This window comes from Rugamonas brunnea (assembly GCF_014042345.1).
Taxonomy (GTDB): domain Bacteria; phylum Pseudomonadota; class Gammaproteobacteria; order Burkholderiales; family Burkholderiaceae_D; genus Rugamonas; species Rugamonas brunnea.
In genome coordinates, this window is the sequence record NZ_JACEZT010000008.1 from 1 (window position 1) to 12383 (window position 12383).

11 protein-coding genes and 1 tRNA gene are annotated in these 12383 nt (G+C 65.5%); 8 read left to right on the forward strand and 4 right to left on the reverse strand.

Going from position 1 to position 12383, the window contains the following annotated elements; all coding sequences use genetic code 11:
* The 5 genes from H3H37_RS13225 to H3H37_RS13245 form a co-directional block, all read left to right on the forward strand.
* Positions 1-962, forward strand: a 962-nt coding sequence (locus H3H37_RS13225; protein WP_182163185.1) for an alkaline phosphatase D family protein, incomplete at its 5' end; no start/stop codon positions are given.
* Between the two features lie 103 nt (positions 963-1065).
* Complete coding sequence (locus tag H3H37_RS13230; protein WP_182163187.1) at positions 1066-1980, forward strand: DMT family transporter; 915 nt, start codon at positions 1066-1068, stop codon at positions 1978-1980.
* Positions 1981-2017: 37 nt separating this feature from the next.
* A complete protein-coding gene (locus H3H37_RS13235) occupies positions 2018-2401 on the forward strand; it encodes a methylglyoxal synthase (RefSeq protein WP_182163189.1) in 384 nt (127 codons plus the stop codon).
* A 25-nt stretch (positions 2402-2426) separates the two neighbouring features.
* Complete coding sequence (locus H3H37_RS13240; protein WP_182163191.1) at positions 2427-3401, forward strand: quinone oxidoreductase family protein; 975 nt, start codon at positions 2427-2429, stop codon at positions 3399-3401.
* Positions 3398-3541: a hypothetical protein gene (locus H3H37_RS13245; RefSeq protein WP_182163193.1), complete on the forward strand. Its 144-nt coding sequence runs from the start codon at positions 3398-3400 to the stop codon at positions 3539-3541. Before H3H37_RS13240 ends, H3H37_RS13245 begins: the two co-directional genes overlap by 4 nt.
* A gap of 65 nt (positions 3542-3606) precedes the next feature.
* On the opposite strand, the gene H3H37_RS13250 is transcribed toward H3H37_RS13245, so the two are convergent.
* From H3H37_RS13250 to H3H37_RS13260, 3 genes are all read right to left on the reverse strand, one after another.
* On the reverse strand, positions 3607-4320 hold the full coding sequence (locus H3H37_RS13250; RefSeq protein WP_182163195.1) for a DUF4136 domain-containing protein: 714 nt from the start codon (positions 4318-4320) through the stop codon (positions 3607-3609).
* 150 nt (positions 4321-4470) lie between these two features.
* Positions 4471-5643, reverse strand: a complete 1173-nt coding sequence (locus tag H3H37_RS13255) for a chromate transporter (protein WP_182163197.1) — start codon at positions 5641-5643, stop codon at positions 4471-4473.
* Positions 5640-6584, reverse strand: coding sequence for a chromate resistance protein ChrB domain-containing protein (locus H3H37_RS13260; RefSeq protein ID WP_229218824.1), 945 nt, complete (start codon positions 6582-6584; stop codon positions 5640-5642). The genes H3H37_RS13255 and H3H37_RS13260 overlap by 4 nt, the downstream gene beginning before the upstream one ends.
* A 147-nt stretch (positions 6585-6731) precedes the next feature.
* Here H3H37_RS13260 and pepN point away from each other — a divergent pair, with 147 nt between their 5' ends.
* The 3 genes from pepN (at position 6732) to H3H37_RS13275 (ending at position 10623) form a co-directional block, all read left to right on the forward strand.
* On the forward strand, positions 6732-9389 hold the full coding sequence (gene pepN, locus H3H37_RS13265; protein WP_182163201.1) for an aminopeptidase N: 2658 nt from the start codon (positions 6732-6734) through the stop codon (positions 9387-9389).
* Between the two features lie 34 nt (positions 9390-9423).
* A complete protein-coding gene (locus H3H37_RS13270) occupies positions 9424-10425 on the forward strand; it encodes a class 1 fructose-bisphosphatase (RefSeq protein WP_182163203.1) in 1002 nt (333 codons plus the stop codon).
* Between the two features lie 122 nt (positions 10426-10547).
* Positions 10548-10623: transfer RNA gene (locus H3H37_RS13275), tRNA-Thr, on the forward strand.
* A gap of 232 nt (positions 10624-10855) precedes the next feature.
* On the opposite strand, the gene H3H37_RS13280 is transcribed toward H3H37_RS13275, so the two are convergent.
* A complete protein-coding gene (locus H3H37_RS13280) occupies positions 10856-12310 on the reverse strand; it encodes a DUF5666 domain-containing protein (protein WP_182163205.1) in 1455 nt (484 codons plus the stop codon).
* Between the last annotated feature and the right edge of the window lie 73 nt (positions 12311-12383).

Consider the following 12383-nt stretch of genomic DNA (forward strand, 5'->3'; position numbering starts at 1 on the left):
CGCAAGGCGCCGCCGCCGTGGGCGCGGGCTTGACGACGGCCCAGGCCGGCATCACCGTGGCCGCCTACGGCGCCGCCGTGGCCGCCGCGCCAGCCGGCGCCACCGCCCAGGCCGCATCGGCCGCGCAGACCATCGCGTTCGGCTGGATCAAGCCCGACATCCAGGCCAACAAGGCCAATTCGGTCTACCTGCCGGCCGCCAAGAAGGCCGCGCTGGCGCCGTTCTTCACCCGTTTCCTGATCAACTGCGACCAGTGGGACGGCTACAACAGCGAGCGCAAGGCGCTGATGAGCCACCTGAAGACCAACAACGTCAGCAACGTGGTGGCGATCACGGGCGACATCCACGCCTTCTTCGCCGGCACCGTCAACGACGACTACGACGCGGCCAACGGCGGCACGCCGGTGATGGTGGACCTGGTCACGGCCGGCATCAGCTCCGATTCGTTCTTCAGCTACCTGAAGTCCGCCGCCGCCGCGCTGGGCGACATCAGCACGCTGGTGACCTACCCGGTGAACGTGCCCGTGCCGGGCGTGGGCACGCTGGCCCTGAGCTTCGACCTGCTCGACTACACCATGGGCAAGGCCGCGCCGACCGTGGACAGCCTGCTGGAGCAACTGCGCGTGCAACTGCGCGGCGCGCTGGCCGCCAAGGGCCTGCCGGAAGCGCAGCTGGACCCGACCGTCAGCGCCGTGATGGCCGGCCTGAAGGCCAGCAGCGACTTCAGCGTCAGCCTGCTGGCGCTGGCCCAGCAACTGGCCGCCCTGGGCAACAACCCATGGCTCAAGCACGTGAACACGGATGCCCAAGGCTACACCGTGGTCACCCTGACCCCGGGCAAGATGACGGCCCAGTTCAAGCAAGCCAACAAGCTGGTGGGCAGCAACGCCCCTACCAACGTGGTGGCGCGCGTGACCACGGCCACCGTCACGGCCGGTAGCGCCGCCGTCGCGATCAGCTAAGCGATCGCGTCAGCGCACGTAAAACGGGCCCGGTTGCCATGCAGCCGGGCCCGTTTTTATTGGGGGGCGAGCGATGTTGCTGGTTTGCCCTTACAATTCCCGCATGGATAACAAGTTGACGGTCTCCCACCCCGCGCCGCACGCGCGCGCCGCCTTTCTGGGCGGGCTGGGACTGGCCATCGGCGGCGCCGTGCTGTTTTCCACCAAGGCGGTCGTCGCCAAGCTGCTGTACCGCCACCACCTGGACGCCGTCACCCTGATCGCGTTCCGCATGCTGTTCTCGCTGCCCGTGTTCGCCGCCATCGCCATATGGCAGATGCGCAAGGGGCCGCCGCTGTCGAACGCCGACCGCTGGCGCCTGGCGGCGCTGGGCCTGCTCGGCTACTACCTGTCGAGCTTCCTCGATTTCCTCGGCCTGCAATACATTTCTGTCGGCCTGGAGCGGCTGATCCTGTTCCTCACGCCCACCTTCGTGTTGCTGATGACCACCGTGTTCCTGCGCCAGCACATCCGGCGCGCCCAGTGGCTGGCGCTGGCTACCTCGTATGCGGGCATCGTGCTGGTGTTCCTGCACGACTTGCGCGGCGGCGGCAACGTGGCGCTGGGCGCGGCGCTGGTGATGGGCTCGGCCATCGCCTACGCCATCTACCTGCTGTTTTCGGGCGAGATGGTCAAGCGCCTCGGCTCGCTGCGGCTGGTGTCGTACGCCATGTGCGTGTCCAGCGCGGCCTGCATCGGCCAGTTCTTCCTGCTGCGCCCGGCCGCGCTGCTGGTGCAGCCGGCGCCCGTGTACTGGCTGTCGCTGGTCAACGGCTTGCTGTGCACGGTGATGCCGGTGTTCATGACGATGTTCGCCGTGGCCCGCATCGGCGCCAGTACGGCCTCGCAAGCGGGTATGATAGGCCCCGTTTCCACCTTGTTCCTCGGCGCGCTGATCCTGGGCGAGCCGATCACCCCCTGGCAGCTGGCCGGCACCACGCTGGTGCTGGCGGGGATTTATCTGCTGTCGAAGAAGTAGCACCACCTTGTCTTTCACCCCAACTACGGATCACGCTATGAAAACCCGCATTGCCCTGATTGCCCACGACAAGAAAAAAGACGACATGATCGCGCTGGCCACGGAATACCGCGAATTCCTCAGCGGTTGCACGCTGGTGGCCACCGGCACCACGGGCGGCCGCCTGGTCAATGAGGTGGGTTTGCAGGTGGACCGCAAGCATTCGGGCCCGTTCGGCGGCGATCTGCAGATCGGCTCGCTGCTGGTGGAAGGCATGATCGATTGCGTGATCTTCCTGCGCGACCCGATGACGCCGCAGCCGCACGAACCGGACATCAACGCGCTGGTGCGCGCCTGCGACGTGCACAATACGCCTTGCGCCACCAACATGGCGTCGGCGCATCTGGTACTGTCCCAGTTGCAGCTGCGCGCGCAGCCCTGACCCTGAGCCAACCACGGAGGCCGGCATGACGAAAGTGATACAGATGACCCGCACCGGCGGGCCCGAAGTGATGGAGCTGATCGATGTAACGCTGGCGCCGCCGGGCCCCGGCGAGGCGCAGGTGCGCCACGAGGCGATCGGCGTTAATTTCATCGATGTGTATTTCCGCACCGGGCTGTATCCGCAGCCGCTGCCGGCCGGGCTGGGCATGGAAGGGGCTGGCGTGGTGGAGGCTGTCGGTCCTGGCGTCACCCACGTCAAGGTGGGCGACCGCGTGGCTTACGCGGGCCGGCCCAACGGCGCCTACGCGCAGGCGCGCAACATGCCGGCCGCCGCGCTGCTGGTGCTGCCCGAGCAGATCCCGTTCGAGACGGCGGCCGCCATGATGCTGCAGGGCCTGACGGTGCAGTACCTGTTCCACCGCACGGTGGCACTCAAGGCTGGCGACACCATCCTGTTCCACGCGGCCGCCGGCGGCGTGGGCCTGATCGCGTGCCAGTGGGCGCGCGTGCTGGGCGTGAACCTGATCGGCACCGTCGGTTCGGACCAGAAGGCAGCGCTGGCGCTGGCCAACGGCGCGGCCCACGTCATCAACTACAACAAGGAGAACTTCGTCGAGCGGGTGCGCGAGATCACGGGCGGCAAGGGCGTCTCCGTGGTGTACGACTCGATCGGCAAGGATACCTTCACGGGCTCGCTCGATTGCCTGGCGCCGCTGGGCATGATGGTCAGCTTCGGCAACGCGTCCGGCCCGGTGCCGCCGTTCAGCCTCAATGAGCTGGCCTCGCGCGGCTCGCTGTTCATCACGCGGCCTTCGCTGATGAACTATACGGCCAGGCGCGAAGACCTGGAAGCGGCGGCCGCTTCGCTGTTCGGGGTGGTGGGCAGCGGCGAGGTGAAGGTGCCGGTGCACCAGCGCTATAACCTGGCCGATGTGGCGCAGGCCCATATCGACCTGGAGTCGCGCAAGACGATGGGTTCGTCCATCCTGCTGCCATGAGCGGCGGGCCTGAAGCGGGCGGACAGCCCGCGTCCGGCGGCGACGGCTCGCCCAAGTTCGGCCGCCTGCTGATCGTGCTGGTGCTGGCGGTGATGCTGATCGGGGCGATTACGCTGGGGGCGGAGGCGTACTATTCCTGAGCGGGCGGAGCCGCTTGAAACCAGGGCCAGACCCAAGGGGCCGGCCCTGATGCGCTGACGCCGGCTTATTTGGCGGCCGGCGCCGGTTCTTTCGCGGCAGGCGCTGGCGCCGGCGCGGCCGGCGCTTCGTCCTCCATCATTTTCGCGTCGATCTTCACGTCCACCTGGTGCGGCACGCCGCTCTGGCCGGGGAAGCCGGCGAACGCGCTGTGCACCAGCGCCGGCATCACGTGCGGCGTGGCCTGCACCCGGCTCACGTTGTGCACGGTGACGTCGTACAGCTTGCGCCCCGTGTCCGAGTTGATGGTGATGTTGAGCTGGCGCTCGTACTGGTGACGCACGCCTTCTTCCACTTCCAGCGTGCCATTGAACATGGGATCATAGAAGAACGGACGGTAGCCGTAGCGGTAGTACGGATAACGGCCCCAGCCCGGTCCCCAACCCGGTCCCCAATATGGGCCGGGCCAGAACGGGTCGGTGGCCGTCAGCACGCGGATGGGCTGGTCCACGGTCTTGAAGCGCATGCCGACCAGCAGCCCGGCGTGCGTGCCGTCGGCCGCCTGGCTGAAGCCCAGCTTGCCCAGTTCATCGCGCACCAGCACTTGGTAGCTGCGGTATTCCAGCGTGTCCTCGTTGGGCGGTGGCGCAGTGAACACGTAGGCTTTGTTGCTCAGGTCCGCCGGCCAGTCGTTGAATGCGGTCACGTCGCTACGGATCGTCGTCGCGCAGCCGCTCAACAGCAGGGTGGCGCCGGCCGCCACGATGGCGAATGATTTCATGACGTTACCTCTCCACAATGAATGTTCCATCGTTTAGTCTATGACGAAGTTATCGTTAGCGCATGATTATTACAGAATGTTACGGCCGTGGGGAAACCTGCAACTTGTCCCCGCCTGGCCGAAGCGACGCGGCCTGCCTGCCTTGCCGGTTCAATGCACCAGCGGATAAATGGCGAGGCCGAGCAGGCTGGCCGCCGCGACGATCACAGGCTCTTGCAGCTTCTTGAATTTCCAAAGCAAGGCGACGGTGGCCAGTGCCAGCGCGGCGGTCGGCAGGTCGACGATGGAACGCTTGGCGATGACGATCACCGAGCCCGTGATGGCGCCGATGGCCGCCGCCGTGATGCCGTCGACGAAGGCGACCACGGAGGGCAGCTTGCCGTAGCGCTTGAAGTACGGCGCCGGGATGATGGTGAACAGATAGCACGGCAGGAACGTGCCGAGCGCCGCGACGCACGCCCCCGGCAGGCCGGCCACGAGGTAGCCGATGAATCCCACGGTGATGACGACGGGCCCGGGGGTGATCATCGCCACCGCGACGGCGTCGACGAATTGCCGGTCGTTGAGCCAGTGATGCTCGGTCACGACCCCACCGTACAGGAATGGCACGATGGCCAGTCCGGAGCCGAACACGAAGGCGCCGGCTTTGGCGAAGAACAGCCCGACCTGCAGCAGCAGCGACGGGTCGGCCAGACCGGACCAGGCGCCGGCGAGCGGCAATTGGGCGGCAGCGAGGCCATTCATGCCCGGCCTGCTCAACCACTTGGGCGGCGCGCGGACGATCCAGACCAGTACCCCGGCGGCGATGAACAGCCACGCGATTTCCGATTCCGTGACGACGGTGACGGCCGTCAGCAACAGGTAGAGCGCCCACAACAGTTTGTCGCGGCCTATGCTTTTCTCGGTCAGTTTTTTCGCGCTCATGGCGATGATGCCGATCACGGCCGCACCCACGCCGTAAAACACGGACTGCATCCAGGGCAGGCCGCCGAAATTGACGTAGGCCCAGCCCAGCGCCACCACCATCAGGAACGAGGGCAGCACGAAGGCCAGGCCCGTCAGCGTGGCGCCGGCGATGCGGTGGTGCACATAACCGAGGTAGATCGCCAGCTGGGCCGCCAGCGGACCGGGCGCCAGCTGCGCCAGCGCCAGCCCTTCCTTGTAGTCGGCCTCCGAGATCCAGCCGCGCTGCTCGACCAGATCGCGGTGCATATAGCCGACCAGCGCGACCGGGCCACCGAAGCCGAGCGCGCCCAGGCGCAGGAAGTAGCGCATCAATTGCCCGATGGTGTAGGCGGGGCGTGCTGGGGTGGGGGTAGTCATGGTGTGTTCTCCTGAACGGCGGCGGCATCCTGAAACGACAGCAGCAGGCCATCGAACAGCGCGCACGCCGCTTGCAGCAATTGGTCGTCATCCTCGATCGATTCGCGCCATCCGGCCAGGATGCCCTCGACGCCGGCCGCCTCCGGCGGCTGCACGCCGCCCACGTCGAGGTAGTGGACCAGCTGGCCCATGCGCCGCAGCGCGGGCTGGGCTAGCCCGAAGCTCGCCAGCAGGACTTCGAAGCTGACGCGGTCGCCAGCGTGGCTGAAGGCGGCGCCGTCGAAATCGAAGCCCAGCGCATATGGCGGGCAGTCGGCCGGCGCGGCCAGCCAGAGCATGGTCGCCTCCGGATCGATGAAGCGGCGGATCAGCCAGCCGCAAGCGAGCCGGTCCACCCACGGACGCCGCCGCGTGGCCCACGTGCGGCGCTGGAAATCGGCGATCGCCAGCGGCGTGATCGCGTGCGCCGTTGGCTGTGGTTCGTCGGGGGCGGCCGCCCTGGCGCACGCCTGCTCCAGTTCGCCCAGCGCGATTTCAGCCTGGCGCTGGGCAGCGCCCGCGAAAAAGTCGATCTCGACAATGCCGGTGTAGGCCTTGCGCAGCTTGCGCGCTTGTTTGAGGACTTCGGGCAAGCCGTCCCTGGACAGCCTGGTGCGCGCCTGTTCAATGTCGGCCAGCAGCGCGGCATAGTCGCCGCCGCGGTCGAACAGGGCCGGCACGTCCAGCGTCGGCGGCGGGGCGGCGGCCATGACGCAGGCCTGGCCGCCATTGTCGTTGACGTCGGTGGCGATCGCATCGAGCGTGGCGCGGCAGTGCGCGCGCGCCGGCATGAGGTAGACCCCATCCCGCAGCACGGCCGCACCACACGCCTTGAGGGCGCGCCAGGCGCGCATGCGGGCGGCGGCGTTTTCCGTGGGCAGCGATAGAACGAGTAATAACATATCCATAATGGTAAACATTAATACAGTTCTGTTTATGTCGCTACAAAATTGTTGCCGGCACTGCACGCACGCCGCACCCAAAACCTCTCGCGCCGGGGCCGGTATTGGTAAAATAGGTCCTTGATTCCGCCCCCCACCCGAGCTCCCATGCGCACAGACAGCAGCCCCCAGACCATCTTCCGCAAGGATTACACCGTCCCGGCCTACCTGGTCGATACCGTCGAACTGGGCTTCGACCTCGATCCGGACCGCACCATCGTCGCCAACCGCATCACCATGCACCGCAATCCGGCCAGCAAGGGCCGCGACATCGTGCTGCACGGCGAGGAAATCGAACTGGTGCAGCTGCGCCTGAACGGCAAGCTGCTGGCCGCCAGCCAGTACCGCCTGACGCCCACCTCGCTGACCATCCCCAAGGCCCCGGCCGAGGTGGTGCTGGAAATCGAAACCCTGTGCGCGCCCGTGAAGAACACGACGCTGTCGGGCCTGTACGTCTCGAACGGCAACTTCTTCACCCAGTGCGAGGCCGAAGGCTTCCGCCGCATCACCTATTTCCCCGACCGCCCGGACGTGATGGCCAAATACACGGTGATGCTGCGCGCCGACAAGGCCCGCTATCCGGTGCTGCTGTCGAACGGTAACCTGATCGAGGAAGGCGACCTGGGCGACGGCCGCCACTACGCCAAGTGGGAAGATCCGTTCAAGAAGCCGTCCTACCTGTTCGCGCTGGTGGCGGCCCGCCTCGTGTGCCAGGAGGAGCGCTACACGCTCAAGTCCGGCCGCGAAGTGCTGCTGCAGGTGTGGGTGGAGGAGGGCAACCTCGACAAGACCGACTACGCCATGCAGTCGCTGAAGAACTCGATCCGCTGGGACGAGGAGCGCTTCGGCCTGGAGCTGGACCTGGACCGCTTCATGATCGTGGCCGTGGGCGACTTCAACATGGGCGCCATGGAGAACAAGGGCCTGAACATCTTCAACACCAAGTACGTGCTGGCCAACCCGCGCGTGGCGACCGACGTCGACTATGCCGGCATCGAAGCCGTGGTGGGCCACGAGTACTTCCACAACTGGACCGGCAACCGCGTCACCTGCCGCGACTGGTTCCAGCTGTCGCTCAAGGAAGGCCTGACCGTGTTCCGCGACCAGGAATTCTCGGCCGACATGATCGGCACCGACACCGGCCGCGCCGTGACCCGCATCGACCAGGTGCGCACGCTGCGCCAGGCCCAGTTCCCCGAGGACGCCGGCCCCATGGCGCACCCGGTGCGGCCCGACTCCTTCGTCGAGATCAACAACTTCTACACGGTGACCGTGTACGAGAAGGGCGCCGAAGTGGTGCGCATGTACCAGACCTTGCTGGGCCGCGACGGCTTCCGCAAAGGCATGGACCTGTACTTTGAACGGCACGACGGCCAGGCCGTGGAATGCGACGACTTCCGCGCCGCCATGGCCGACGCCAATGGCCGCGACCTGACCCAGTTCGAGCGCTGGTACAGCCAGGCCGGCACGCCCGTGGTGACGGCCAGCACGCGCTACGACGTGGGCGCGCGCTGCTACGAGGTCACGCTCAGCCAACGCTGCCCGGCCACCGCCGGCCAGCCCGACAAGCTGCCGTTCCACATCCCCGTGGCCGTGGGCCTGCTGGACGCGAACGGCAAGGACCTGCCGCTGCGGCTGGACGGCGCGCCGTCGCCCAAGCACGCGCCCACCACCGTGGTGCTGGAACTGACGGAGGCCACGCAAACCTTCCGCTTCAAGGGCATCGACGCCAAGCCCACGCCATCGCTGCTGCGCGGCTTCTCCGCGCCCGTGGTGCTCGAATACGACTACACGGACGCCGAACTGCTGCACCTGTTCAGCCACGACAGCGACCCCGTGAACCGCTGGGAAGCGGGCCAGCGGCTGGCCATGGAACGCCTGCTGGTGCTGACCAGCGCCGTGGCGGCCGGCGACACGCTGGCGCTGGACGACACCTTCATCGCCGCCTTCCGCAACGTGCTGACGGACGACACGCTGGACCCGGCCTTCCGCGAACTGACCCTGATCCTGCCGTCCGAAACCATCATCGCCGAACAGGTGGCCGTGGTCGACCCGCAAGCCATCCACGGCGCGCGCCAGTTCATGCGCCGCACCCTCGGCGCCGCGCTGCGCCCGGAACTGCTGGCCCAGTACCACGCCAACCAGACCCCCGGCGCCTACAGCCCGGACGCCGTCTCGGCCGGCAAGCGCGCGTTGAAGAATGTGGCCCTGGCCTACCTGCTGGTCGCGCCGCAGGACGACGACCTGGCGCTGGCACGCCAGCAGTTCGAACAGGCGACCAACATGACCGACCGCGCCGCCGCGCTGTCGGCCCTGATCCACAGCGGCGCCGACGCCAGCGCCAGCCTGGCCAGCTTCTACGCCGACTTCGAGCACGAAGCGCTGGTGGTCGACAAGTGGTTCGCCATGCAGGCTGCCGCCCCCGGCACCGACGTGGCGGCCGTGCGCAAGCTGATGCAGCATCCGGCCTTCACGCTGAAAAACCCGAACCGCGCGCGCAGCCTGCTGTTCAACTTCGCCAACGCCAACCCGCCGCAATTCCACGCGGCCGACGGCAGCGGCTACGACTTCTGGGCCGAGCAGGTGATCGCGCTCGACAAGATCAACCCGCAAGTGGCGGCCCGCCTGGCGCGCAGCATGGACCGCTGGCGCCGTTACGCGCCGGCGCTGCAGGTGCACATGCGCCACGCGCTGGAACGCGTGGCCGCGCGCGCCAAGCTGTCGAACGACGTGCTGGAAGTGATCAGCAAAGCGCTGTCCAACTAATTATTTTGATGACGACTACAACATAAGGGAATCCATGAAACGCATCAGCCTCACGCAATACCTGGTCGAAGAACAGCGACTGCACAACACGATCCCGGCCGAACTGCGCCTGCTGATCGAAGTGGTCGCGCGCGCCTGCAAGACCATCAGCCACTCGGTGGGCAAGGGCGCGCTGGGCGAAGTGCTCGGCACGGCCGAGACGGAAAACGTCCAGGGTGAAGTGCAGAAGAAGCTCGACATCATCTCCAACGAAATCCTGCTGGAAGCGAACGAATGGGGCGGCCACCTGGCGGCCATGGCGTCGGAAGAGATGGAATCGATCCACCCGATCCCGAACCGCTATCCGAAGGGCGAATACATGCTGCTGTTCGATCCACTGGACGGCTCCTCCAACATCGACGTGAACGTCTCGATCGGCACCATCTTCTCAGTGCTCAAGGCGCCGGAAGGCATGGGCGAGCCGACCGAGGCCGACTTCATGCAGGCCGGCAGCAAGCAGGTGGCCGCCGGTTACGCCGTGTACGGCCCGCAGACCATGCTGGTGCTGACCACCGGCCACGGCGTGAACTGCTTCACGCTGGACCGCGAGATGGGTTCGTGGGTGCTGACCCAGCGCGACATGCAGATCCCGGCCAAGACCAAGGAATTTGCGATCAACATGTCCAACATGCGCCACTGGCACCCGCCCGTGAAGCGCTACGTGGAAGAACTGTTGGCCGGCGACACGGGCCCGCGCGGCACCAACTTCAACATGCGCTGGATCGCCTCCATGGTGGCCGACGTGCACCGCATCCTGAACCGCGGCGGCATCTTCATGTACCCGGCCGACCTGCGCGACACGTCGATGCCGGGCAAGCTGCGTTTGATGTACGAAGCGAACCCGATGGCCTTCATCGTCGAGCAGGCGGGCGGCGCGGCCACGGACGGCAAGCAGCGCATCCTCGACATCGAACCGCACAAGCTGCACCAGCGCGTTCCCGTGTTCCTGGGCTCGCGCGACGAGGTGGCGGTGGTGACGGGCTACCATCAAGGTTGATCGTCAGCTTGGCCACCTAGTCCATTCCGCGCCCGATGCAATGACAATTTTTCAAAGTCTGAAATTATTTTGCATCGGGGGCTAGCGGATTGTGAGAATTGTTTGTTAGAATGTGGGCCTTCGCCGCTTTAGCTCAGTTGGTAGAGCAGTTCATTCGTAATGAAAAGGTCGCCAGTTCGATTCCGGCAAGCGGCACCAGAGATTCAGCAAAAAACCCGCGTACTCGCAAGAGGCGCGGGTTTTTTGTTGGCTTTTTAGATCTGGCAATACGCCATGGAATTACTGGCGAGTGCACATACTGTGAAGGACTTGCCTTACCGACAAGGACCAACGAATGCGCCGTGATGCATGGGAGATTGACCTCCCGATCAGTTGATCCCGGCCTACGGCCGGGGCTGCTGATCGGGAGGCTGTCGCAGCCCGACCGATCCTAGTGGCCGGTGCCGACGATTTTTGTGGCTGTCAACGTCGTGCCGGACACCGTTCCCTCGACGGCGACGCGTTTGCCCGCAAGTGTCGATGGATCAGCGTGCACAAACAGCGTCGTCGACGTCCATTTGACGGTGTAAGTCTTCGTTTCAGCCGTCAATGTGAAGGTCTTGCCGGTGCTGTCCACCGCGCTCGCAACGCCACTACCGCCTACGATGGACTGGCCATCGACTTCCGATTCACAGCTGATACTCGTCGCTTTCACGACGCCCGTGGTGCTGAGTGTGCCGACCACGCCAACTTGTACACCATTGGCCAAGGTGCCGCCGCAAGAGGCGCCCAGCTTGCTGGCGCTGGCATCGACGGTCACATCGCGCACCGTGAAGTTTGCGAGTGAGACATAGTTCAGGATCGTGCCATGCAGTTCCGAGTTGCCGTTCGTTTGGACGTCGTCCGCTCCCCGCACCACGATCGATGTTGCCTTGAGTACGCCGCCGGCGTCATAGGTGCCGGTAGCCACGATATAGGTGCCCACCTTCAGGTCGGCGAAACCGCGGCCATTCTGCGGGTAGTTCGCTGCCGTGGCGTCGACCGTCACCCCGGCCACCGTGAACGTCTTGGCGGCGGTATCGACGCTGGCAATCGCACCACCGACTTCAGATGGATGCGTGTGGCTGTCTTTGCTATGGTCGCTGATGCGCACCACCGTGGCTTTGACGGCAACACCGGAGGTGACCGTTCCAAGTGGTATCGCGACATGCACTTCGACACCGTTGGCCAGTGTCGCGCCGTTGGGAAGAATGCTGGCTGCCGAATAATCAATCAGCAACCCTCCCAGCTTGAAGGTCTTGGCCGAGGTGGACAACGCGGCCACGACGCCAGCCACCCGGTCATGCACGCCGGGTGTGGTTGGTTCGATACGGGTGGCCTGGATCACCGAATCACCACCAGCAACGGCCTTGATGAGGCCATGGACTTCGACGTGGTCGCCTGGCTTGATGTCGGCCAAGCCCGTGTAGGGGGCGCCGAATACGGTCACCGGTCCTGCCGTCGGATCCGTATTCACCATGACGGTTTGGCCATCGACAACGATAGTGCCGGCCGTACTATCGACCTTGGCGACGATACCTTGTGCTTCCGCCATCACGTGTACCGCAGTGGCAACAAGATTGGCGTCATGTTGCACTTCGACGTGCTGGCCAAGCTTCAGTTCGGTGGGCTGGGTGGTGCCGTCTGCATCCATGCTATCGGCGAGCACGGCGTGGTTGTCGATCCGGACGCCATCAACGATGAGACTGCCGAAACCAGTAACCGTGCCCGACATGGACGAGAAACTGGTGTCCGCAGTGATCGTGCCGGGTGTCGCTGACGTTGAGGAACCGCCGCCACAGGCGACCAATACAGCGGTGATTGTTGTTGCGGCGACGAAGGTAAGAAGGGGGCTGAATCTATGCATGACGACCTCCACAAGAGCGCTCAGTGAAATGAACTGGTAAGCCTGCGCACTGGGGCAGGCGCTGGCATACCGC

Bases quoted from the DNA above. Each gene is read 5' to 3' on its own strand.
- H3H37_RS13230 (WP_182163187.1), top strand. From the start codon at position 1,066: ATGGATAACAAGTTGACGGTCTCCCACCCCGCGCCGCACGCGCGCGCC.
- H3H37_RS13235 (WP_182163189.1), top strand. From the start codon at position 2,018: ATGAAAACCCGCATTGCCCTGATTGCCCACGACAAGAAAAAAGACGAC.
- H3H37_RS13240 (WP_182163191.1), top strand. From the start codon at position 2,427: ATGACGAAAGTGATACAGATGACCCGCACCGGCGGGCCCGAAGTGATG.
- H3H37_RS13245 (WP_182163193.1), top strand. From the start codon at position 3,398: ATGAGCGGCGGGCCTGAAGCGGGCGGACAGCCCGCGTCCGGCGGCGAC.
- H3H37_RS13250 (WP_182163195.1), bottom strand. From the start codon at position 4,320: ATGAAATCATTCGCCATCGTGGCGGCCGGCGCCACCCTGCTGTTGAGC.
- H3H37_RS13255 (WP_182163197.1), bottom strand. From the start codon at position 5,643: ATGACTACCCCCACCCCAGCACGCCCCGCCTACACCATCGGGCAATTG.
- H3H37_RS13260 (WP_229218824.1), bottom strand. From the start codon at position 6,584: ATGTTATTACTCGTTCTATCGCTGCCCACGGAAAACGCCGCCGCCCGC.
- pepN (WP_182163201.1), top strand. From the start codon at position 6,732: ATGCGCACAGACAGCAGCCCCCAGACCATCTTCCGCAAGGATTACACC.
- H3H37_RS13270 (WP_182163203.1), top strand. From the start codon at position 9,424: ATGAAACGCATCAGCCTCACGCAATACCTGGTCGAAGAACAGCGACTG.
- H3H37_RS13280 (WP_182163205.1), bottom strand. From the start codon at position 12,310: ATGCATAGATTCAGCCCCCTTCTTACCTTCGTCGCCGCAACAACAATC.